The sequence below is a fragment of the Ruegeria sp. AG6 genome (assembly GCF_056541565.1).
The window spans coordinates 672,558-691,759 of sequence record NZ_JBQFYQ010000001.1 but is presented as its reverse complement, the minus strand read 5'-3'; the positions used below and the strand labels follow the sequence as shown (position 1 = coordinate 691,759).

The 19,202-nt window shown below is 57.1% G+C and carries 20 protein-coding genes; 13 read left to right on the top strand and 7 right to left on the bottom strand.

The window, feature by feature from the left end:
- Window positions 1-161: 161 nt before the first annotated feature.
- From ACR0I0_RS03445 to ACR0I0_RS03425, 5 genes are all read right to left on the bottom strand, one after another.
- A complete protein-coding gene (locus tag ACR0I0_RS03445) occupies window positions 162-491 on the bottom strand; it encodes a hypothetical protein (RefSeq protein ID WP_170344260.1) in 330 nt (109 codons plus the stop codon).
- 277 nt (window positions 492-768) lie between these two features.
- Entirely contained in the window at window positions 769-1,191 is a 423-nt protein-coding gene (locus ACR0I0_RS03440; protein WP_480490185.1) for a hypothetical protein, read from the bottom strand.
- A 5-nt stretch (window positions 1,192-1,196) separates the two neighbouring features.
- Window positions 1,197-2,027, bottom strand: coding sequence for an ABC transporter ATP-binding protein (locus ACR0I0_RS03435; RefSeq protein WP_170344264.1), 831 nt, complete (start codon window positions 2,025-2,027; stop codon window positions 1,197-1,199).
- Window positions 2,024-2,812 carry an ABC transporter ATP-binding protein gene (locus ACR0I0_RS03430; protein ID WP_152457994.1) on the bottom strand — a complete coding sequence of 263 codons (789 nt, stop codon included), beginning with the start codon at window positions 2,810-2,812 and terminating at the stop codon, window positions 2,024-2,026. The genes ACR0I0_RS03435 and ACR0I0_RS03430 overlap by 4 nt, the downstream gene beginning before the upstream one ends.
- Window positions 2,813-2,937: 125 nt before the next feature.
- On the bottom strand, window positions 2,938-4,119 hold the full coding sequence (locus tag ACR0I0_RS03425; RefSeq protein ID WP_152457993.1) for an ABC transporter substrate-binding protein: 1,182 nt from the start codon (window positions 4,117-4,119) through the stop codon (window positions 2,938-2,940).
- A gap of 153 nt (window positions 4,120-4,272) precedes the next feature.
- Between ACR0I0_RS03425 and ACR0I0_RS03420 the strand changes: the two genes are divergently transcribed.
- Together ACR0I0_RS03420 and ACR0I0_RS03415 are read left to right on the top strand one after the other, a co-directional pair.
- Window positions 4,273-5,370 carry a PQQ-dependent sugar dehydrogenase gene (locus ACR0I0_RS03420; protein WP_171632449.1) on the top strand — a complete coding sequence of 366 codons (1,098 nt, stop codon included), beginning with the start codon at window positions 4,273-4,275 and terminating at the stop codon, window positions 5,368-5,370.
- A gap of 96 nt (window positions 5,371-5,466) precedes the next feature.
- Window positions 5,467-5,994 (top strand): GNAT family N-acetyltransferase, encoded by a 528-nt coding sequence (locus tag ACR0I0_RS03415; RefSeq protein ID WP_209833136.1) that lies wholly within the window; start codon window positions 5,467-5,469, stop codon window positions 5,992-5,994.
- Window positions 5,995-6,003: 9 nt separating this feature from the next.
- Here the strand turns inward: ACR0I0_RS03415 and ACR0I0_RS03410 are convergent, their stop codons facing one another.
- Window positions 6,004-7,008: a GlxA family transcriptional regulator gene (locus tag ACR0I0_RS03410; protein WP_171632453.1), complete on the bottom strand. Its 1,005-nt coding sequence runs from the start codon at window positions 7,006-7,008 to the stop codon at window positions 6,004-6,006.
- Between the two features lie 169 nt (window positions 7,009-7,177).
- Between ACR0I0_RS03410 and ACR0I0_RS03405 the strand changes: the two genes are divergently transcribed.
- Window positions 7,178-8,548 (top strand): class II 3-deoxy-7-phosphoheptulonate synthase, encoded by a 1,371-nt coding sequence (locus ACR0I0_RS03405; protein ID WP_171115908.1) that lies wholly within the window; start codon window positions 7,178-7,180, stop codon window positions 8,546-8,548.
- A gap of 68 nt (window positions 8,549-8,616) precedes the next feature.
- Here ACR0I0_RS03405 and ACR0I0_RS03400 read toward each other — a convergent pair whose 3' ends face one another.
- On the bottom strand, window positions 8,617-9,291 hold the full coding sequence (locus ACR0I0_RS03400; protein WP_480490182.1) for a PAS domain-containing protein: 675 nt from the start codon (window positions 9,289-9,291) through the stop codon (window positions 8,617-8,619).
- Between the two features lie 244 nt (window positions 9,292-9,535).
- Here ACR0I0_RS03400 and ACR0I0_RS03395 point away from each other — a divergent pair, with 244 nt between their 5' ends.
- From ACR0I0_RS03395 to phoB, 10 genes are all read left to right on the top strand, one after another.
- A complete protein-coding gene (locus ACR0I0_RS03395; RefSeq protein WP_480490180.1) occupies window positions 9,536-10,426 on the top strand; it encodes a YicC/YloC family endoribonuclease in 891 nt (296 codons plus the stop codon).
- Window positions 10,427-10,443: 17 nt separating this feature from the next.
- Window positions 10,444-11,085, top strand: a complete 642-nt coding sequence (gene gmk / locus ACR0I0_RS03390) for a guanylate kinase (RefSeq protein ID WP_152457986.1) — start codon at window positions 10,444-10,446, stop codon at window positions 11,083-11,085.
- Entirely contained in the window at window positions 11,082-11,606 is a 525-nt protein-coding gene (locus tag ACR0I0_RS03385) for a gamma carbonic anhydrase family protein (RefSeq protein WP_171632463.1), read from the top strand. Before gmk ends, ACR0I0_RS03385 begins: the two co-directional genes overlap by 4 nt.
- A gap of 27 nt (window positions 11,607-11,633) precedes the next feature.
- On the top strand, window positions 11,634-12,674 hold the full coding sequence (locus ACR0I0_RS03380) for a sensor histidine kinase (protein ID WP_480490179.1): 1,041 nt from the start codon (window positions 11,634-11,636) through the stop codon (window positions 12,672-12,674).
- Window positions 12,675-12,867: 193 nt separating this feature from the next.
- Window positions 12,868-13,908 (top strand): substrate-binding domain-containing protein, encoded by a 1,041-nt coding sequence (locus ACR0I0_RS03375; RefSeq protein WP_171632468.1) that lies wholly within the window; start codon window positions 12,868-12,870, stop codon window positions 13,906-13,908.
- A 92-nt stretch (window positions 13,909-14,000) separates the two neighbouring features.
- Window positions 14,001-15,473, top strand: a complete 1,473-nt coding sequence (pstC, locus tag ACR0I0_RS03370; protein WP_171632471.1) for a phosphate ABC transporter permease subunit PstC — start codon at window positions 14,001-14,003, stop codon at window positions 15,471-15,473.
- A complete protein-coding gene (gene pstA, locus ACR0I0_RS03365) occupies window positions 15,470-16,801 on the top strand; it encodes a phosphate ABC transporter permease PstA (protein ID WP_171632473.1) in 1,332 nt (443 codons plus the stop codon). Before pstC ends, pstA begins: the two co-directional genes overlap by 4 nt.
- Window positions 16,802-16,813: 12 nt before the next feature.
- A complete protein-coding gene (gene pstB / locus ACR0I0_RS03360) occupies window positions 16,814-17,611 on the top strand; it encodes a phosphate ABC transporter ATP-binding protein PstB (protein WP_152457980.1) in 798 nt (265 codons plus the stop codon).
- A 16-nt stretch (window positions 17,612-17,627) separates the two neighbouring features.
- Window positions 17,628-18,329 (top strand): phosphate signaling complex protein PhoU, encoded by a 702-nt coding sequence (phoU, locus tag ACR0I0_RS03355; protein WP_171632476.1) that lies wholly within the window; start codon window positions 17,628-17,630, stop codon window positions 18,327-18,329.
- A gap of 12 nt (window positions 18,330-18,341) precedes the next feature.
- Window positions 18,342-19,031: a phosphate regulon transcriptional regulator PhoB gene (gene phoB, locus ACR0I0_RS03350; protein WP_152457978.1), complete on the top strand. Its 690-nt coding sequence runs from the start codon at window positions 18,342-18,344 to the stop codon at window positions 19,029-19,031.
- Window positions 19,032-19,202 lie beyond the last annotated feature (171 nt).

Below are 19,202 nucleotides of genomic sequence, written 5' to 3'. Positions count from 1 at the left end.
GCAGGCACAATGTTTCCTGCGCTGTTTTGCGTCATATTTTTCTGCTGGTTGTGAAAAAAAGCCACGAGAAAACCGGAAGCAGGCAAGACTATTCAATTTTGGCCTGGCTCAGTCACGCACCGGCCAATTCCGGTGGGTGACTGAGATGGAAAGAAGCGGGATCAGGCGTCCGTCTCGGTGCAGGTGCCGTGATCGGTTCCCGCGTGGGGACCCTTGACCGAGAGGTCAAAGGACATGTCGTCATAATGCACGACAAAGGTCATGACATCTTCGCCTTCAATATGGACAAACGTCATGTTGCCAACGCCTTTGAACACCATCGCGTCGCCTGAAACATTCGCAGTTTCGATATTGCCCTTGTCTCCTTCCGGTGCCCGGTTGAGGCGCACTTCGCTGCCGTCACGATCCGACACACAGACAAAGTGACGTTCTTCCGCAGTTGCGGCGGTCGCGCACAAGGTGGCAATGGCCACACACATCCATTTTTTCATTTTTGGGTCCTGAACAGAGTTTTTATTCAGAAGGTTCGCTTGATTTCACGGAGCTAACTTTGGTTGACCGGGAAACCGTTTCCTTCACAAAGCCCGGCGCTAAACGCACAATGTGACCGGATTGCAGCTGAGGCGTGGAAATCTTGGGATGGTTGTCGAAGTTAAAGACGGCCAGATACCGAGATCAACGATCGTTTCCTTCTAAACTCGCGACTTCAGTCGATTGCGGAAACAAGAAGGAAGTTGGAGGGCGTAATAATTGCTTTGAGAAAGCCCACTAGTTCTGTTGCTCGCCTTGGCAAAAACCCTCAACGGCCACTACTATCAACCTTTCGCGCCCAACAATCGTCTCGCTGAGGATTGCAGTTTCAAGGTCGTAGTCGGGCTTATCAGCGTGGACGATACCTTGGTAAATATCGAGTCTCGGGCTTCCGATGCCCACACCATAAGCAAATACTGACAATATTGGGTCATGCGATATCCGAATATGTGTCCAATCACTGGTAGGGTAATCAGAACCATTTTCCTGCCAAACAATCCTGTCATCGAGCGCCGATAGGATGACCGTTCGTTGATTCTCGAACTCGCAACGGACGATCACGCCATTTTTAGACTGCTTAGCTTGCGGTGCTAGGCTCTGAGCAAACGCGATGCTGCCTAACAGACATGAACAGAAAACGGCGAGTAGGCTAGTTTTCATAGGCCTCACCCCCCCAAGAAGCTCTTCCGAACCTCTGGATCGGCCAGTAGTTCCTTGCCCGTTCCGCTATAGGCATTCCGCCCCTGAACCAGAACGTATCCCTTGTCGGCAATCTCCAAGGCCTGGCGGGCGTTCTGTTCGACCATCAGGATCGGCAGGCCGGTGCGGGACACTTCGATGATCCGGTCGAACAGTTCATCCATCACGATCGGCGAAACGCCTGCCGTGGGTTCGTCGAGCATCAGCACCTTGGGCTGGGTCATCAGCGCGCGGCCAACTGCGACCTGTTGGCGTTGTCCGCCCGACAACTCTCCGGCGGCCTGATTGCGCTTGTCGCGGAGAATCGGGAAGAGGTCATAGACCTGCTCCATCGTCTGACTGATGTCGTCGCGGCGGATGAAGGCACCCATTTCCAAGTTCTCTTCCACCGTCATCGAGGTAAAGATGTTCTGTGTCTGTGGCACGAAACCCATGCCACGCATGACCCGGTCTTGCGGGCTGAGATTGGTGATATCCTCGCCATCCAGACGCACGGACCCTGAACGGACATCCAGCATCCCGAACACAGCTTTCATCGCCGTCGACTTGCCCGCACCGTTGGGGCCGACGATGACTGCGATTTCACCCTTGTCCACGGCGATGGTGCAATCATGCAGAATGTCCGGCCCTTTGCCGTAACCACCCGTCATGGTGTCGCCGATCAGAAACGGGCCGCCTTCGACCTTATGCGTCGCACCACTTTTGCGATGGGCCGGGGTCATGGTGCCGACACCATGCGGATTGGTGATCGAGGCGTCCTTGTTGCCCTTGTCATCCTGATAGGGGTTGTCGCTCACGCGCCTGCCTCCAGTTTGTCTTTGTTCTTCAGGCCGGTGCCCAGATAGGCTTCGATCACGTGCTCGTTCGCCTTGATCTCGTCCAAGGTACCCTCGGCCAGTACCTTGCCTTCGGCCATGCAGATGACCGGATCACAGATCTTGCCGATGAAATCCATGTCGTGCTCGATGACGACGAAGGTGTATCCACGCTCCTTGTTCAGACGCAGGATCGTGTCGGCAATGGTCATCAGAAGGGTGCGGTTCACACCTGCGCCGACCTCGTCCAGAAACACGATCTTGGCGTCGACCATCATGGTGCGGCCAAGCTCCAGCAACTTTTTCTGACCACCCGAGACCTGACCCGCCTTGTGATCGGCCAGATGTTCAATCGTCAGAAACTCCAGAACCTCATCGGCCTTGGCCTTCAGTGCGCGTTCTTCGTCAGCGATGCGTTTGCGGCCGAACCACGTGTTCCACAGCGACTCGCCTGATTGCGCGCCAGGCACCATCATCAGGTTTTCACGGCAGGTCATCGACGGGAATTCATGTGCAATCTGAAACGTGCGCAACAGACCCTTATGGAACAGTTCATGAGGGGGCAGGCCAGTGATATCCTCGCCGTCCATCACCACCTTGCCGCTGGTCGGCGGCAAAACACCCGCGATCACATTGAACAGAGTGGTTTTCCCTGCCCCGTTGGGCCCGATCAGGCCGGTGATCGACCCTTTCTGGATTTCCAGCGATGCCCCGTCCACCGCATGAAATCCGCCGAAATGCTTGTGCACGTCCTCGACGACGATCATCTTTTCCCCTTGCCGCCTGTCCGGCGCTGTTGTCTCGACCCCGTTGATCGGGTGCGGTCTTTTTTCATTGAAACAGCCCGGACACAAGGCCCGGGCTGCTTTCATTCATAGCCTTTGACGGTCAATCAACGGAAGTTGACGGTCTTGTTTTCACCGTCGGTCACTTCGATCTCACGATAGGAACCAGCGCTTTCGCCGGGGCCGATCAGTTCGACACCGGACGCACCGACATAGTCGATGTCCTGACCGTTTGCCAGCAATTCCAGACCCTTGGCCAGTTCGCCGGGATAGATCTTTTCACCCGGAGCATTGGCAACGTCCATGATCTTGCCGCCATAGTCGGCCGGATTGGTCGATCCGGCAGCCTGCATGGCCAGCATGAACAAAGCCGCAGCGTCATAGGATTCGGGCGAATAGGGCGACGAACCGTCGAACCCTGCGGCTTCGGCCATGGCGAAATACTTCTCGGCGCCTTCACCACCCGAACCGGCGATCTGACCGAACGAGCCGTTCAGGTCGGGGCCGACATTGGCCGGCAGCGAGTCACCGATCATGCCGCCCGGCAGGCCAAAGGTGTCAAACGCACCGCTGTCCAGTGCCGACTGGATGATGCCCAGGCCGCCCTGATCCAGATAGCCCGCAACAACCAGAATGTCGCCACCGGCCGAGGCCAGAGCACCAACTTCGGCCGAGTAGTCGGCTTTGCCGTCCTCGTGCGCTGCAACGATGGTCACTTCACCACCTGCTGCCTCGAAAGAGGTTTGGATCGCGTCCGCCAGACCCTTGCCGTAGTCGTTGTTGGTATAGGTCAGAGCGATCGAGTTGATGCCGCGATCCTTCAGGATATCCGCCATCACCTGGCCTTCGCGCGCATCTGAAGGCGCGGTCCGGAAGAACAGGCCGTTGTCTTCCATGGTCGACAGGCCCGGCGAGGTCGCCGAGGGCGAGATCATGACCATGCCATTCGGAATCGCGACATTCTGAAGGATCGCGCCGGTCACGCCCGAGCAATCGCCGCCGATGATGCCGGCAACACCGTCGGCAATCATGCGTTCGCCGTTCGAAGTGGCCAGACCGTTATCAATGCAGCCGGTGTCGGCGCGCGATGCGGTCACTTTGGATCCATCCAGCAGTTTTCCGGATTCGGTGACTTCCGCCATCGCCAATTCAGCGCCCGAACCCATTGCGGGTGCCAGCGATTCAATTGGGCCGGTGAATCCGAACAAAACACCAAGCGTAATGTCTTCGGCCAGCGCAGGTCCGGCCAGCAAAGCGGATGCTGCAGTTGCTGTAAGCAGCTTTTTCATATGGTTACTCCCTATTGTGAACGTATTCGTTCTGGCCACGAACCTAGGCAAGCTGCCCGGAAAAGAAAAGTCCTAACGCAATCGTGTTTTTATCGATCGGAAATCTATCTGTTTTGTTAGGGTTTGCCTAAGATTGTCCGGAGAAGTGTCAACATGCTCAGAGCTGCCGCGATTCTGTTCTTCACTATTTACAGTGAAAGCGCCTTGGCACAGGCGTTGTCGACCTCGGTCGGGAAAATTGAACTCACCGAAATGGCAGGTGGGCTGGATACGCCCTGGGCCGTCGGCATCTTGCCTGACGGCAGTTTTCTTGTCACCGAACGCGACGGAAACCTGTTGTATGTTCAGGGCGGAGAGGCGAATGCCATATCCGGCGTTCCCAAAGTCGCAGCTTCGGGGCAGGGCGGATTGCTGGACGTTACGATCCCGCGCGATTTCAATCAAAGCCGCGAGGTCTTTCTGACCTTTTCAAAACCGCAAAAGGGTGGCGCGGGCACGGCTGTCGCGGTGGCGCGCCTGTCCGAGAACGGCACGCGCCTGACGAATCTGCGGGTCATTTTCGAGGCTTCCCCCGGCGGATCAGGCGGGCGGCATTTCGGCTCACGCGTTGTAGAAGCCAATGACAGCACTCTTTTTGTAACCATCGGAGATCGAGGGGATGCGCCACAGGCGCAGGATCGCTCGAACGCCATGGGTTCCGTGATCCGTATCAACCGCGACGGCTCGGTGCCTTCAGACAATCCATTCATCGGGCAGGCAGATATCCGACCTGAAATTTGGACCTATGGGCACCGCAACCCACAGGGGGCCGATTTGGATACGCGCGGCCGATTTTGGGTGTCGGAACACGGTGCGCGCGGCGGTGACGAGGTGAACCTTGTCAAACCCGGCGCCAATTACGGCTGGCCGGTTATCTCTTACGGCACACATTATTCCGGAGAGAAGATCGGCGAGGGCACCAGCAAGCCCGGTATGGAACAGCCGCGCCTGTACTGGGACCCGTCGATCGCGCCGTCGGGGTTGATGGTCTATTCCGGCGACATGTTTCCAGAATGGCGGGGCGACATTTTCGTGGGCTCGCTGAAATTCGACTATATCGCGCGGCTGTCCGAAGATCCGCTGCGCGAGGTCGAGCAGATCAAGGGCCCCGAGACCGAACGGGTCCGTGACATCGTGCAGGCCCCGGATGGGGCGATCTGGTTCATTTCAGTCGGGCAGGGCGCGGTTTACAGGATGTCTGTCAAACAGTGACATACGAAGCATGCCAGCAGACTTTTCAATTCCATTTGCGCGTTTCCATCGTCGCAGTCACTCTGTCCAACAGGTTACACGGTTAAGGGGATATTAATGAGTGATTTCGACATTGAATTGTGCACAAGTATCCCGCCAAGAACCGAGCTGAATATGATTTTGGAGCAATATTATGCTCTTATCGCTCAAAGAATGCAGGGTATGGGGTTCGAATTGGATCCTTCCGCACCGCAAAGCGCACTGGAGGAATTCTGGGCGAACACGGATGACTACATGCCTCCGAACGGATGCCTGATCGTCGCAAGAAACCACGGTGGCAAAATCGTGGGGTGTGGAATGATGAAACGGTTTGATCAGTCTACCGGCGAGTTGAAACGTGTATTTGTAACCGAAGACGCTCGGGGCACCGGAGTGGGGCGCGCATTGATTCAAGCACGAGAACAAGCCGCCAGAGCTATGGGGCTGAAGCGGTTGATCGCAGATACACTCACCCCAAATGTGGAAATGAGATCTTTGTATCCCAAGCTCGGGTTTGTGGAACTGGACTCTCCGATCGAGACAACAACCTACAAAGATCAGCCCATGCTCCGACCGTACTTGCACTATTTCGTCAAAGAGCTTTGACGCTGGACCTTAGACTGACAGTCTTCCACTTTGCGCACCACGTTCGCGATAGGGCGTGGTGTTGTAATGCGCCCGGTAGCATTTTGAAAAATGGCTGGGCGAGGCGAAACCACAGGCCAGCGCCACGTTGATGACGCTCATATCGGTCTGCATCAGCAGGTTGCGGGCTTTGTGCAGGCGCAGTTCCATGTAATAGCGCTTGGGGGAACGGCTGAGATACCGGCGGAACAGACGCTCCAGCTGGCGGGTTGACATACCCACTTCCTTGGCAAGGATCGAGGGCGAAATCGGTTCTTCGATGTTCTTTTCCATCATCAGTATAACCTGGCTCAACTTCGGATGCCGCACACCGATTCGGGTCGGAGTTGACAAACGCTGCGTGTCCTGGTCGGTTCGAATCGAGGAATAGATCATCTGATCCGCCACCGCGTTGGCCAGATCCTCGCCATAGTCATCTGCAATCAGTTTGAGCATCAGGTCAATCGACGAGGTGCCGCCCGCAGTCGTCATGCGACTTCCATCGATCTGAAAGACGGCTTTGGTCAGTTTGACCTCGTCGAACTCTTCGATGAAACTGTCAGAGTTCTCCCAATGGATCGTTGCCTTCTTATTGTCCATCAACCCGGCCTTTGCCAGAGTATAGGCCGCAGTGCAGAGGCCACCGATCCGCAATCCCCTTCGCGCTTCACGCCGCAGCCAGTTCAGCACGCGCTTGGTGGTGGCCGCCTGAACGTCCACGCCACCGCAAATCAGAACAACGTCATCTCGCTGCAACTCCACCAGATCACTGTCAAGACTGAACTCGGTCCCGGCCGAGCAAGTTACCGTTTCTCCGCCTTCTCCTATCAGCTTCCAGGTGTAAAGCTGTCTGTTCGCCATGCGGTTGGCGATGCGCAGACTGTCAAGCGCCGAAGCAAAAGACAGAAGCGAGAATTTGTCCAAAAGGACAAACACGAAATTCCGGGGTGGGGCCGCAGTGTCTTCCACCGTGACAACTTGGCGTTGCTCTTGCATGGCGAGATGTCCTTGCTTCGCTGCTGGACGTGTGATTATCCAGCCGCAGATTTGACAGCCACCATGATCAAAGCTTGTTTGCGTCGTCAAGAGGCGCAAATGGGATATGGTCACTCTTCATTGCATTTTGTATAGAGACCACCTGAAAACTTCAGCGGAGATCAAAGCTATGACCGAATGGCAAAAATCGAACTGGCGCAACAAGCCCCGGGTTCAGATGCCAGATTATACCGACGCGGCCGCGCTGGCCAAGGTCGAGGCTCAGCTTTCAAAGTATCCCCCGCTGGTCTTTGCAGGCGAGGCGCGGCGTCTCAAACAGCATCTGGGTGCCGCCGGGCGCGGCGAGGCCTTCCTTCTGCAAGGTGGGGATTGCGCTGAAAGCTTTGAACAATTCAGCGCTGATGCGATCCGTGACACTTTCAAGGTGATGCTGCAAATGGCGATGGTTTTGACTTATGGCGCCAAGGTGCCAGTGGTCAAAGTCGGTCGTATGGCCGGGCAATTTGCCAAACCACGCAGTGCCCCGACCGAAGTCGTGAATGGTGTGGAACTGCCAAGCTACCGCGGCGACATCATCAACGAATTGGCCTTCACGCCCGAAGCCCGGATTCCGAATCCCAACAAGATGTTGCAGGCCTACACGCAGGCGGCGGCGACACTGAACCTGCTGCGGGCGTTCTCAACCGGCGGCTTCGCGGATATGAGCCGCGTGCATGCCTGGACTTTGGGTTTCGCGGATGAACAGGACGTTCAGAAATATTCCGAGGTTGCCGATCGTATTCAGGACACCATCGACTTCATGGAAGCCGCTGGAATCACTGCGGAAACAACCCATGAATTCTCGACCGTCGAATTCTACACCAGCCACGAAGGGCTGTTGCTGGAATACGAAGAGGCACTGACGCGACTGGATTCCACCTCGGGCAACTGGCTGGCTGGCTCCGGTCACATGATCTGGATCGGCGACCGCACCCGTCAGCCCGACGGCGCGCATGTCGAGTTCTGCCGCGGGGTGCTGAACCCGATCGGTCTGAAATGCGGCCCGACCACTACGGCCGAGGACCTCAAGGTTCTGATGTCAAAGCTGAACCCGGACAACGAAGAGGGGCGGCTGACCCTGATCGCGCGCTTCGGCGCGGGCAAAGCGGGCGAGCATCTGCCGCGTCTGATCAAGGCGGTCAAGGAAGAGGGCGCCAAGGTCACCTGGGTCTGCGACCCCATGCACGGAAACACGATCAAATCGGCCACGGGCTATAAAACCCGCCCGTTTGATTCTGTTCTGCGCGAGGTGCGTGACTTTTTCGGAGTGCATCAGGCCGAGGGAACCATCCCCGGCGGTGTGCATTTCGAAATGACCGGGCTGGATGTGACGGAATGCACCGGCGGTGTACGTGCCGTGACCGAAGAAGACCTGTCGGACCGCTACCACACCGCCTGCGATCCGCGCTTGAACGCATCGCAGTCGCTGGAACTTGCGTTCCTGGTGGCGGAAGAGCTGACCAACCTGCGTCGCAACGGCTCGAAACGCGCGGTAAGCTGAGCGCATCCGAAACACTGACAACAGCGGGCCATCGGCCCGCTGTTTCTGATCACGGCAATTGGCGGGTCTCAATCGTCGCGAGACACCACCAGATGTAGATGGCAGGCAGAGCGCTTGAATTCGCGTTGTTCCTCAGCAAAACCTTCCACAGGGCGGCGCAGTGTGGGCGCGGGAACCTGAATTTCAGAAACCGGTTTGATCCGCGTATCGGTCAGTGAAAACCGGCGCGGTGTCTTGCCGATTGCGCCATCGGCGATCATGACCCCCAAAATACGGCTGACATCCCCAAGGTCACTTTTCAGCGGCAGAAGGATCATCCGGGCCTGCATCCGGGTACGTCCCAACACCCCGTCCGAGTTCAGACTCAATTCGGCAACAGCGGGGGACGCAAATACCTGTTCCAGTACATCCTTGGTCTGTGCGCGGGCATCGGGTTGAAAGAACGCGGTCAACGGCATTCCCCGCACTTCCATACCTGCAAGCGCGTTCAGATGGCTGCCTGCCAGACGAAAACGGGCCAGGCCGGGTGCGATGCGTTCCAGGATGAAAGTATATTCAAGAACATTCTCAAGACCGCGCGGGTCGATTTGAGACCGCATCGGCACGCTGTCGCCGCTCAACAATGCGGTCCAATACGCCTCGGCCTGGCGGATCGGCGATAGGCTGCGCCCACTGTCAAAGCGATCCATTGCGACGATCTTTCCAAATTCTGACCCGGAACCTATCCCGAAAAAGGTTTTCATTTTCATCACCCTACCGTCAATTGGCCGCCTTTTTCATAAAATGCAACACAATGGAAGCATCTACGGCCCGCAAACCATTGCTAAGGGTATTTTGACTCGGGTTAATTCAATTTTGGAGCAATTCTTTAACGAATGGTTAACTTGCGCCAAACAAATGCGTCTTCAGCAAACTCTTGCTCTGCACCAGTCAATGGCATTAGGTGCGCACATGCTCGAAACAGCTGGGGAACAGGAAAGGGCCATCATGATCAGATCCATGACCGGGTTTGCCTCGGGGAAGGGTACTTTTGGCCCGCACAGCTGGTCGTGGGAACTTCGCAGCGTAAACGGTAAGGGGCTGGACATGCGTCTGCGCGTGCCCGATTGGTTGACCGGTCTCGAAGTCGCGTTGCGGGCGTCCCTGTCCAAATCCCTGAGCCGGGGAAACGTGACCCTGTCGATGCGCTTGAACCGCGAGGATTCTGCCCCGGAACTGGCCTTGAACGAAACCGCGATGGCTGCGGCCCTGACCGCTCTTGAGCAAACGGAAGCGCTGGCAGCTGCGCGCGGCATCACGCTTGCGCCGTCGCGTGCGTCAGATCTTTTGGCGCTCAAGGGGATGATGGACGCAGGAACCGAGGCCGACGATCCGGCTCCGCTTGTTGCTCATCTGACGTCCGAATTCAAAGACCTTCTGGCGGCGTTCATAGATATGCGCAAAACCGAAGGGGCAGCTTTGGCCGCGGTCTTGAACACGCAACTGGATCAGGTCGCGGAACTGACGGCGCAGGCCGCAGAGATTGCCGAGCAACGCAAAGACAAGATGACCGAGGGGCTGCGCGAGAATCTCGCGCGGGTGCTGGAGAATGCGCAGGGCGCGGATCCCGATCGTGTCGCGCAAGAGCTGGCGATGATCGCGGTCAAGGCGGATATCACCGAAGAAATCGATCGCCTGACCGCGCATGTAGGGGCCGCTCGTGAGTTGTTGGCACAGGAAGGGGCCGTGGGCCGCAAGCTGGATTTCCTGATGCAAGAGTTCAATCGCGAAGCCAACACGCTGTGTTCCAAGGCGCAAAGCTCGGACCTGACATCGGTCGGGCTGGAACTGAAAGCGGTGATCGATCAGATGCGCGAGCAAGTGCAGAATGTGGAATAAGAATGGGAACGACTGACATGGCGGACCGCCGAGGCCTACTAATCATCCTGTCTTCTCCGTCCGGAGCGGGCAAATCGACCCTGGCCAGACGGCTGATGGCCTGGGATACGGATCTGGAATTCTCGATCTCGGCGACGACCCGTGCCCCGCGCCCCGGGGAAGAGCATGGGCGCGAGTATTTCTTCCTGTCCGAGGACGAGTTCAAACAGCAGGTCGCTGATGGGCAGATGCTGGAACACGCCCATGTATTCGGAAACTTCTATGGTTCGCCTGCCGAGCCGGTCAAAAATTCGATCAATGCCGGTAAGGACGTATTGTTCGACGTCGATTGGCAGGGCGAAGTGCAGATCCGGAATTCGGATCTGGGCAAACACGCGTTATCGATTTTCATTCTGCCGCCGTCCATCCCCGAGCTGCGCCGCCGGCTGGAAACGCGCGGGCAGGACAGTGATGACGTCATCGCCCGTCGGATGCTCAAAAGCTGGGATGAAATCAGTCACTGGGGCTATTACGACTACGTCCTGATCAACGATGACCTCGAGGCAACCGAAGAAAAGCTGAAAACCATCGTCAGCGCGGAACGGATGCGCCGCATTCAGCAACCCAGGTTGCAACAGCACGTCCGCAAGTTGCAGAGAGAATTCGAGGGACTGTCATGACAGTTTACGCTTTGGGCGAGCACGCTCCGCACATTCACGACGACACCTGGGTCGCGCCGGATGCCAATCTGATTGGGAAGGTTGTGCTGGAGCAGGGAGCCTCGGTCTGGTTCGGCTGCACGATTCGCGCGGATCACGAAGAAATCCGGATCGGCGAGGGCAGCAACGTTCAGGAAAACTGCGTGATGCATATCGACGCCGGTTTTCCCCTGATGATTGGTCGAAACTGCACCATCGGCCACAAGGTGATGCTGCATGGCTGCACCATAGGCGAAAACACGTTGGTCGGAATGGGCGCAATCGTCCTGAACGGGGCAAAGATCGGCCGGAACTGTCTGATCGGAGCAGGGGCCCTGATCACCGAGGGCAAGGAAATCCCCGACAATTCGCTTGTCATGGGATCGCCGGGCAAGGTCGTACGCCAGCTTGATGAGGCTGCGGCGCAAAGGATCACGTTCAGTGCGCTGCACTATCAGGAGAACATGCGCAAATTCCGCGATACCCTGAAACCTGCGCTTTGACGCGGCGGAATGAGTGGGTTTTGACGCATGACCGAAGACGTTCTTAAGGACATTGTTCTTGCGATCCCGTTGCCGGCGCTGATGGTGGATCAGACCGAACGGATCATTGCCGCGAACACAGATGCAACGTCCCTTCTGGGCCAGAACATTGTTGGACGTCATTTTGCGACCATATTGCGACAGCCACAGGTTCTGGACGCGATTGAGCAAAGCCTGACAAGCAGAAGCGCAAAGAAAGCACGTCATCTGTCCAATGACGGTGCGCAGGACACAACATACGCAGTTGAATGCAGATACATGAACGGGGTCGCTTCCGAAGGGGCCGTCATGGTCACGTTTCAGGATACCACCCATCTGGAGCACGCCAGCCAGATGCGGCGGGATTTTGTGGCCAATGTCAGTCATGAATTGCGCACACCGTTGACCGCTTTGATGGGGTTTATCGAAACCTTGCGCGGTCCGGCCCGGGATGACCCCGCCGCGCGTGACCGGTTCCTCAAGATCATGGCCGATGAGGCCAACCGGATGAACCGTCTGGTCGGGGATCTGTTGTCGTTGAACCGGGTCGAAAGCGAAGAACGTGTTCGACCCAGACAACAGCTGGAACTTACCGGTCTTCTTCAATCCACGATAAACTCGCTGAGGCCCCTTGCCGAAGACGCCGGTGTGGTTTTGTCGCTGGACGTGAAAAACGGCCCGCTTTCAGCCACCGGTGACGGCGACCAGTTGCGACAGGTTTTCACCAATCTTATCGAGAACGGGATCAAGTATGGTGCCAGTGGCGGTAGTGTTACGGTAGGTGTCCTGCCGGTGGACAGGGATCCGGCGATGCGCGGCCCGGCGGTCCGAATCCAGTTCATAGACAAAGGCCCCGGCATAGATGCCGTTCACCTGCCGCGCCTGACAGAGCGATTCTATCGCGCCGATAGCCACAGGTCGCGGCAGCTGGGCGGAACCGGGCTTGGCCTTGCGATCGTGAAGCATATCGTCAATCGCCATCGTGGAAGACTTCGTGTCGAAAGCGAATTGGGAAAAGGCTCTGTTTTTACGGTTATTTTGCCCCGTTGAAACAGCTTGGAATGCAAGTCTGCTTTTGATCTGACCCCGTGGGGCATTGGCGTTTCGTTGGAAAAAACGCAAAAAAACCCCTGCTGTCATAAAACCGTTACGCATGTGTCACAAAAGGCTTACGCACGCGCCATAGGGGTCCCCGCAGGATCATCATGGTGGTGATCAAGCACATCTTTTCAGGGAGACTGAAATGTCCTTTGTAAAACTGTCGGCATCTGCGCTGGCTATCGCTGCCGTCTCGGCGACCACTGCTGCGGCGCGTGACAATGTTCAGATCGCCGGTTCGTCGACCGTTCTGCCTTATGCCTCGATCGTAGCCGAACTGTTCGGTGAAAACACAGACTTTCCAACTCCGGTTGTTGAATCCGGCGGTTCGTCGGCTGGTCTGAAGCGGTTCTGCGAAGGCGTTGGCGAAAACACCATCGACGTTGCAAACGCATCCCGCGCGATCCGTGAAAAAGAGATCAAAGCCTGTGCCGAAAACGGTGTGACCGACATCATGGAAGTCCGCATCGGTTATGACGGCATCGTATTCGCAAGCCAGCAGACCGGGCCTGCCTTTACCGCGTTCGAACCGTCCGACATTTTCAACGCTCTGGGTGCAAAAGTTCTGAAAGACGGCCAGATCGTTGACAACCCGTACAACACCTGGGCCGAGTTCAACCCGGAACTGCCCGATGTTGAAATCGCAGGCTTCATCCCGGGCACCAAGCACGGCACCCGCGAAGTATTCGAAGAAAAAGTTCTGCTGATCGGCTGTGAAGAAACCGGCGCCATGGAAGCCATGATCGCGGGCGGTATGAGCGAGGACGACGCTGAAGACGCCTGTCTTGCGGTTCGCACCGACGGCAAATCGGTCGATATCGACGGTGACTACACCGAAACCCTGGCGCGTATCGACACCAACCCCAACGGTATCGGCGTGTTTGGTCTGGCGTTCTACGAGAACAACACCGACAAGTTGAAGGTTGCCACCATGTCGGGTGTCGCACCGTCGACCGAAACCATCTCGACCGGCGAATATCCGGTTTCTCGCCCGCTGTTCTTCTACGTGAAGAAAGCTCATATCGGCGTGATCCCGGGCCTGAAGGAATACGCGCAGTTCTTCACCCATGACGAAATCGCCGGTCCGTCGGGCCCGCTTGCCAACTATGGCCTGGTCGCCGATCCCGAACTGGCAAAAACTCAGGACGCGATCTCCAACGAAGTCACCATGGGTTCGGGCAGCTGAGCCTGACGTCAGTTTAACGCAAATAGGGGCGACGGATCAGTCGCCCCTTCACTGTCTTTTTACTACACGCAATCGAAGGCAATGGGGGTGTTATGCCGATACTTTGGCTCTTTCTGATCGTTTCGGCGATCGCGGCTGTCGGCTATCTGTTGGGACGCAAACGCGCGCTGCAAAACGCTGGTGGTGACAGTCGGAATCTGCATTCCCTGCCATCATTTTACGGTGCAAACGTTGCGCTGAAGACGCTTGTGCCGGCCTTCGGCCTCTTGATCGTGTGGCTGTTGGCGCAGCCTTTCTTTCTCAATGCGCAGGTGTCGGGCATGATATCCGACTCCGTGATAAAGGAAGGTTCCTCTCGCAGCCTGGTGATGGCCGAAGTACGCCGCACCGCCGCCGGGCTGGACAATGCGGTTGCGCAAGGAAACCTGACCGAGAACGCCGCCAGTGATGCCGATGCGAATGTCGCCGAGATCACCCAGCTTTTGAAGGACGCGGGGCAGGTGGTGACCTCGGACATCACTCAACCGGTATTGCGCGCTGCGCAGAGCTATCGCGCCATGAGCTCGACCGGGTATGCGATCATGTCCATTGCCGTTGTCGCGGTTGCCTTGATCGGTGCCGTAGCGGGCTGGTTGCAAACCAACGCCGAATACCGTGCGCGCAACGTTGTGGAACAGGGGGTTCGTGTCCTGCTTATGGCGGCCGCGTCGGTTGCCATTCTAACAACGGTGGGCATTGTCCTGTCTCTTGTGTTCAACACCTGGGAGTTCTTCAAACTATACCCGGCGTCAGATTTCTTTTTCGGCATGACCTGGGCGCCCAGCTTTTCGGGCCGCGGCGGGTTGTCCGAACTTGGTATCTTGCCGCTGCTGTGGGGGACGCTCTACATCTCTGTCGTGGCGTTGCTGGTTGCAGTGCCGATCGGGTTGTTTGCCGCGATCTATCTCAGCGAATACGCTTCGCCCCGCTTGCGCTCTGTCGCCAAGCCGCTGCTTGAGGTGCTGGCCGGTATTCCGACCATCGTTTACGGACTCTTCGCTTTGTTGACCGTTGGTCCGCTGCTGTTGGATGTTTTTGGTGAAAATGGCCTGGGCTGGATGAAAGCCGGCACCGCCGTCATGACTGCGGGTCTGGTGATGGGGATCATGTTGATCCCGTTTGTCTCATCGCTGTCTGACGACATCATCAACGCCGTGCCGCAGGCAATGCGCGATGGTTCCTACGGTCTTGGCGCCACGCAATCGGAAACCATCCGTCAGGTCGTTCTGCCCGCCGCGTTGCCCGGTATCGTCGGCGCGATCCTTCTGGCGGCATCGCGCGCCATCGGCGAGACCATGATCGTGGTTCTCGGGGCAGGGGCCGCGGCCCGCCTCAGCCTGAACCCGTTCGAAGCCATGACAACCGTGACAGCTAAGATCGTCAGCCAGTTGACGGGGGACGCCGACTTTGCCTCGCCCGAGGCACTGGTCGCCTTCGCACTTGGCATGACCCTTTTCATTCTAACTTTGGGGCTCAACGTGTGTGCCCTGTATATCGTGCGCAAGTATCGGGAGCAGTACGAATGACCGACACCAGTATGCAAAGCCCCCAATCCGGTCGCCATATGATCTCGCTTACGGCTCCGGATGAACGTACGACGAAACGTGCCAAAGCCGAGAAACGGTTCCGCGCTTATGGCATCGCCGCAATCGCAACCGGTCTGTTCTTTCTGGTTGTTCTGTTCGCTTCGATCCTGTCGCAGGGGATTCCGGCCTTCCAACGCACGGTCGTCAGCATTGAATTCACACTGACCGAACCGCAGCGGGACGAGGCCGAAGGGGCCCTGTTCAAGACAAAAGTCTATTCCGACTTGTTCGTCGCCCAGTTGAACAGTGAACTTGCTGAACGCGGAATCAGCGTTGATTTTGATGAGGCCGCGATCGAGCGTCTTTTGGGTAAAGTCGGCGGAACGATCCGGACCTTCTATACAGAAAACCCTGACAAGCTGGGCCAGCCGGTTCAATTCGATCTGGCAGCATCCAGCCGGGTGGACGGATACTTCAAAGGCCGCGTATCCCGCGACACGATACAAGACAGCCGGTTTCTGCAAAAAAGCGATCTGGATCTGGTCGATGCGCTGGAACAGGCCGGCATCATCAAGCAGGCATTCAACTGGCCCTTCATCACCGGAGCGGACGCAGGCGTGGACAACCCCGGCGGCGCAGGCATCGGTGTCTCGGTTGTGGGATCATTCTTCATGATGCTGGTCGTTCTGTGTCTGTCTCTGCCGATTGGCGTTGCAGCTTCGATCTATCTCGAAGAATTTGCGCCGCAGAACAAGTTGACCGACCTGATCGAAGTGAACATTTCGAACCTGGCCGCGGTTCCGTCCATCGTCTTCGGTATTCTGGGCCTGGCCGTTTTCATTCAGTTCATGCACCTGCCGCAATCGGCACCGCTGGTCGGCGGTCTGGTTCTGACCCTGATGACGCTTCCGACGATCATCATCTCGACCCGCGCGTCTTTGAAGGCCGTGCCTCCGTCGATCCGCGACGCGGCGCTTGGGGTAGGGGCGTCAAAAATGCAGGCGGTGTTTCACCACGTGCTGCCGCTGGCTGCGCCGGGCATTCTGACGGGTACCATCATCGGTCTGGCGCAAGCCTTGGGAGAAACCGCACCTCTTTTGCTGATCGGCATGGTTGGATTTGTCGCGCGCGGTTATCCTGACGGCTTTCTGGCAGGCTTTACCGAGCCGAATTCAGCCATGCCCGCCCAGATCTATACATGGGCCGCACGTGCTGACGTTGGCTTTTACGAGAAGGCGTGGGGTGGGATCATCATACTTTTGATGTTCCTGCTGACCATGAATATCATCGCAATCATCTTGCGCCGCCGCTTTGAACGCCGCTGGTAAATGGGGGCTGGAATGAACGACATGACACGAGTGGAGAGAACCGTGGACTCCAAAGACATCAAGATCAACGCCAAGAACGTACAGGTTTTCTACGGTGAAACCCACGCCATCAAAGACGTGAGCGTTGAGATCGAAGACAAGACCGTCACGGCCTTTATCGGGCCATCTGGTTGTGGCAAGTCCACCTTCCTGCGCTGCCTGAACCGGATGAACGATACCATCGATATCTGCCGCGTCGAAGGCGACATCCTGCTGGATGGTGAAGACATCTATGATAAGCGTGTCGATCCGGTCCAGTTGCGCGCCAAGGTCGGGATGGTGTTCCAAAAACCCAACCCGTTCCCGAAATCGATCTATGACAACGTGGCCTATGGCCCGCGCATTCACGGCATGGCCCGCAACAAGGCGGAACTGGATGAAATCGTGGAAAAATCCTTGCGCCGCGGCGCGATCTGGGATGAGGTCAAGGATCGTCTGGATGCACCTGGAACCGGCCTGTCCGGCGGCCAGCAGCAGCGTTTGTGCATCGCCCGGGCCGTCGCCACCGAACCCGAAGTTCTGTTGATGGACGAGCCGTGTTCGGCCCTTGATCCGATTGCGACCGCACAGGTCGAAGAGTTGATCGACGAACTGAGGTCGCGGTTTTCCGTTGTGATCGTCACCCACTCGATGCAGCAGGCGGCGCGGGTCAGTCAGAAAACGGCCTTTTTCCACTTGGGCAATCTGGTTGAATTCGGTGAAACCGGGCAGATTTTTACCAATCCGATAGATCCGCGCACGGAAAGCTACATTACCGGCCGCATCGGCTAAGCACAGGTATCTGACAATGAGCGAACAACATATTGCAACTGCTTTTGATCGCGACCTCGAGGCGATCCAAGCGCATATCATGAAGATGGGCGGGCTGGTCGAGGCCGCCATCATAGGCGCGGCCCGCTCGCTGGAAACCCGCGATGAAGAGTTGGCGCAAGAGGTGCGAAAAGGCGACAAAGCCATCGACGCGCTTGAAGAACTGATCAACGAAGAAACGGCCAGGTTGATTGCGCTGCGTGCACCCACCGCCGGTGACTTGCGGCTGATCCTGTCGGTTCTGAAGGTATCCGGCAACCTTGAGCGTATTGGCGACTATGCCAAGAATATCGCCAAACGAACCACGGTTCTGGTCAATGCCAGCGAGATCAACGGAAGCGCTGCGGCCCTGCGCCGTATGGCACGCGAGGTCGAACGGATGCTGCGTGATGCACTGGATGCCTATATCCAGCGCGATGCGGAACTGGCCACAGACGTCATCAACCGTGATGAAGAGGTTGACCAGATGTATAACGGGCTGTTCCGGGAGTTTCTGACGTTCATGGCCGAAGACCCACGCAATATCTCGGCCTGCATGCACCTGCATTTCATTGCCAAGAACATCGAACGCATGGGCGATCACGTAACCTCGATCGCCGAACAGGTCGTGTATCTGGTCACCGGCGACCGCCCGGCCGAAGCCCGGCCCAAGGCTGACAACACGTCGCAAACCGTGTAGGAGACGAGTGAGATGTCCGCAGATCAACCTACCGTTCTGGTTGTAGAGGATGAAATGGCCCAGCGTGAAGTCTTGGCCTACAACCTTGAAGCTGAAGGGTTTCGGGTTTCAAAGGCTGGCAACGGCGAAGAAGCCATGCTGTTGGTAGACGAAGACTGTCCGGACATCATTGTTCTGGACTGGATGATGCCCAATCTGAGCGGTATCGAGGTCTGCCGACGCCTGAAAAGCCGCCCGGACACGCGTTCAATCCCGATTATCATGTTGTCGGCCCGGACCGAGGAAGTCGACAAAGTTCGCGGTCTTGAAACCGGCGCGGATGATTACGTGGTCAAACCATATTCCGTGGTCGAGCTGATGGCGCGCGTTCGCACGCAATTGCGCCGCGTCCGTCCTTCGACCGTTGGTTTGCGCCTGGAATTCGATGACATCATTCTTGACTCCGAGACGCACAAGGTTAGCCGGGACAACAAACCCCTAAAACTTGGGCCGACCGAGTTCCGGCTTCTCAGCACATTCATGGAAAAGCCGGGCAGGGTCTGGAGCCGCGAGCAATTGCTGGACCGGGTTTGGGGTCGCGACATCTATGTCGATACGCGAACCGTTGATGTGCATATCGGGCGATTGCGCAAAGCTCTGACGCAATATGGCGGGACCGACCCAGTACGAACCGTCCGCGGCGCTGGATACGCCTTGGGGTAACCACATCCTGCGCACATGACGCCAAAATCGTTTGAATTTTGGCAGGAGCCGTATTCGTGGGTCGCGCGCACCGTGGCGGCATTAGATATCGCATAATCGGTATTATGGTTATTTATAGTTCCTTGTAACTTGGCCGCAAAGTGAACACTCTGCCCAGAACACGCAAAACTT

Excerpts from the sequence above, each read along its gene's own strand:
- pstB (WP_152457980.1), top strand. The coding sequence starts at position 16,814 with ATGAACGACATGACACGAGTGGAGAGAACCGTGGACTCCAAAGACATC.
- phoU (WP_171632476.1), top strand. The coding sequence starts at position 17,628 with ATGAGCGAACAACATATTGCAACTGCTTTTGATCGCGACCTCGAGGCG.
- phoB (WP_152457978.1), top strand. The coding sequence starts at position 18,342 with ATGTCCGCAGATCAACCTACCGTTCTGGTTGTAGAGGATGAAATGGCC.
- ACR0I0_RS03415 (WP_209833136.1), top strand. The coding sequence starts at position 5,467 with ATGAGTGATTTCGACATTGAATTGTGCACAAGTATCCCGCCAAGAACC.
- ACR0I0_RS03375 (WP_171632468.1), top strand. The coding sequence starts at position 12,868 with ATGTCCTTTGTAAAACTGTCGGCATCTGCGCTGGCTATCGCTGCCGTC.
- ACR0I0_RS03425 (WP_152457993.1), bottom strand. The coding sequence starts at position 4,119 with ATGAAAAAGCTGCTTACAGCAACTGCAGCATCCGCTTTGCTGGCCGGA.
- ACR0I0_RS03400 (WP_480490182.1), bottom strand. The coding sequence starts at position 9,291 with ATGAAAACCTTTTTCGGGATAGGTTCCGGGTCAGAATTTGGAAAGATC.
- ACR0I0_RS03445 (WP_170344260.1), bottom strand. The coding sequence starts at position 491 with ATGAAAAAATGGATGTGTGTGGCCATTGCCACCTTGTGCGCGACCGCC.
- ACR0I0_RS03420 (WP_171632449.1), top strand. The coding sequence starts at position 4,273 with ATGCTCAGAGCTGCCGCGATTCTGTTCTTCACTATTTACAGTGAAAGC.
- gmk (WP_152457986.1), top strand. The coding sequence starts at position 10,444 with ATGGCGGACCGCCGAGGCCTACTAATCATCCTGTCTTCTCCGTCCGGA.
- pstA (WP_171632473.1), top strand. The coding sequence starts at position 15,470 with ATGACCGACACCAGTATGCAAAGCCCCCAATCCGGTCGCCATATGATC.
- ACR0I0_RS03395 (WP_480490180.1), top strand. The coding sequence starts at position 9,536 with ATGATCAGATCCATGACCGGGTTTGCCTCGGGGAAGGGTACTTTTGGC.
- pstC (WP_171632471.1), top strand. The coding sequence starts at position 14,001 with ATGCCGATACTTTGGCTCTTTCTGATCGTTTCGGCGATCGCGGCTGTC.
- ACR0I0_RS03410 (WP_171632453.1), bottom strand. The coding sequence starts at position 7,008 with ATGCAAGAGCAACGCCAAGTTGTCACGGTGGAAGACACTGCGGCCCCA.
- ACR0I0_RS03440 (WP_480490185.1), bottom strand. The coding sequence starts at position 1,191 with ATGAAAACTAGCCTACTCGCCGTTTTCTGTTCATGTCTGTTAGGCAGC.
- ACR0I0_RS03430 (WP_152457994.1), bottom strand. The coding sequence starts at position 2,812 with ATGATCGTCGTCGAGGACGTGCACAAGCATTTCGGCGGATTTCATGCG.
- ACR0I0_RS03380 (WP_480490179.1), top strand. The coding sequence starts at position 11,634 with ATGACCGAAGACGTTCTTAAGGACATTGTTCTTGCGATCCCGTTGCCG.
- ACR0I0_RS03385 (WP_171632463.1), top strand. The coding sequence starts at position 11,082 with ATGACAGTTTACGCTTTGGGCGAGCACGCTCCGCACATTCACGACGAC.
- ACR0I0_RS03405 (WP_171115908.1), top strand. The coding sequence starts at position 7,178 with ATGACCGAATGGCAAAAATCGAACTGGCGCAACAAGCCCCGGGTTCAG.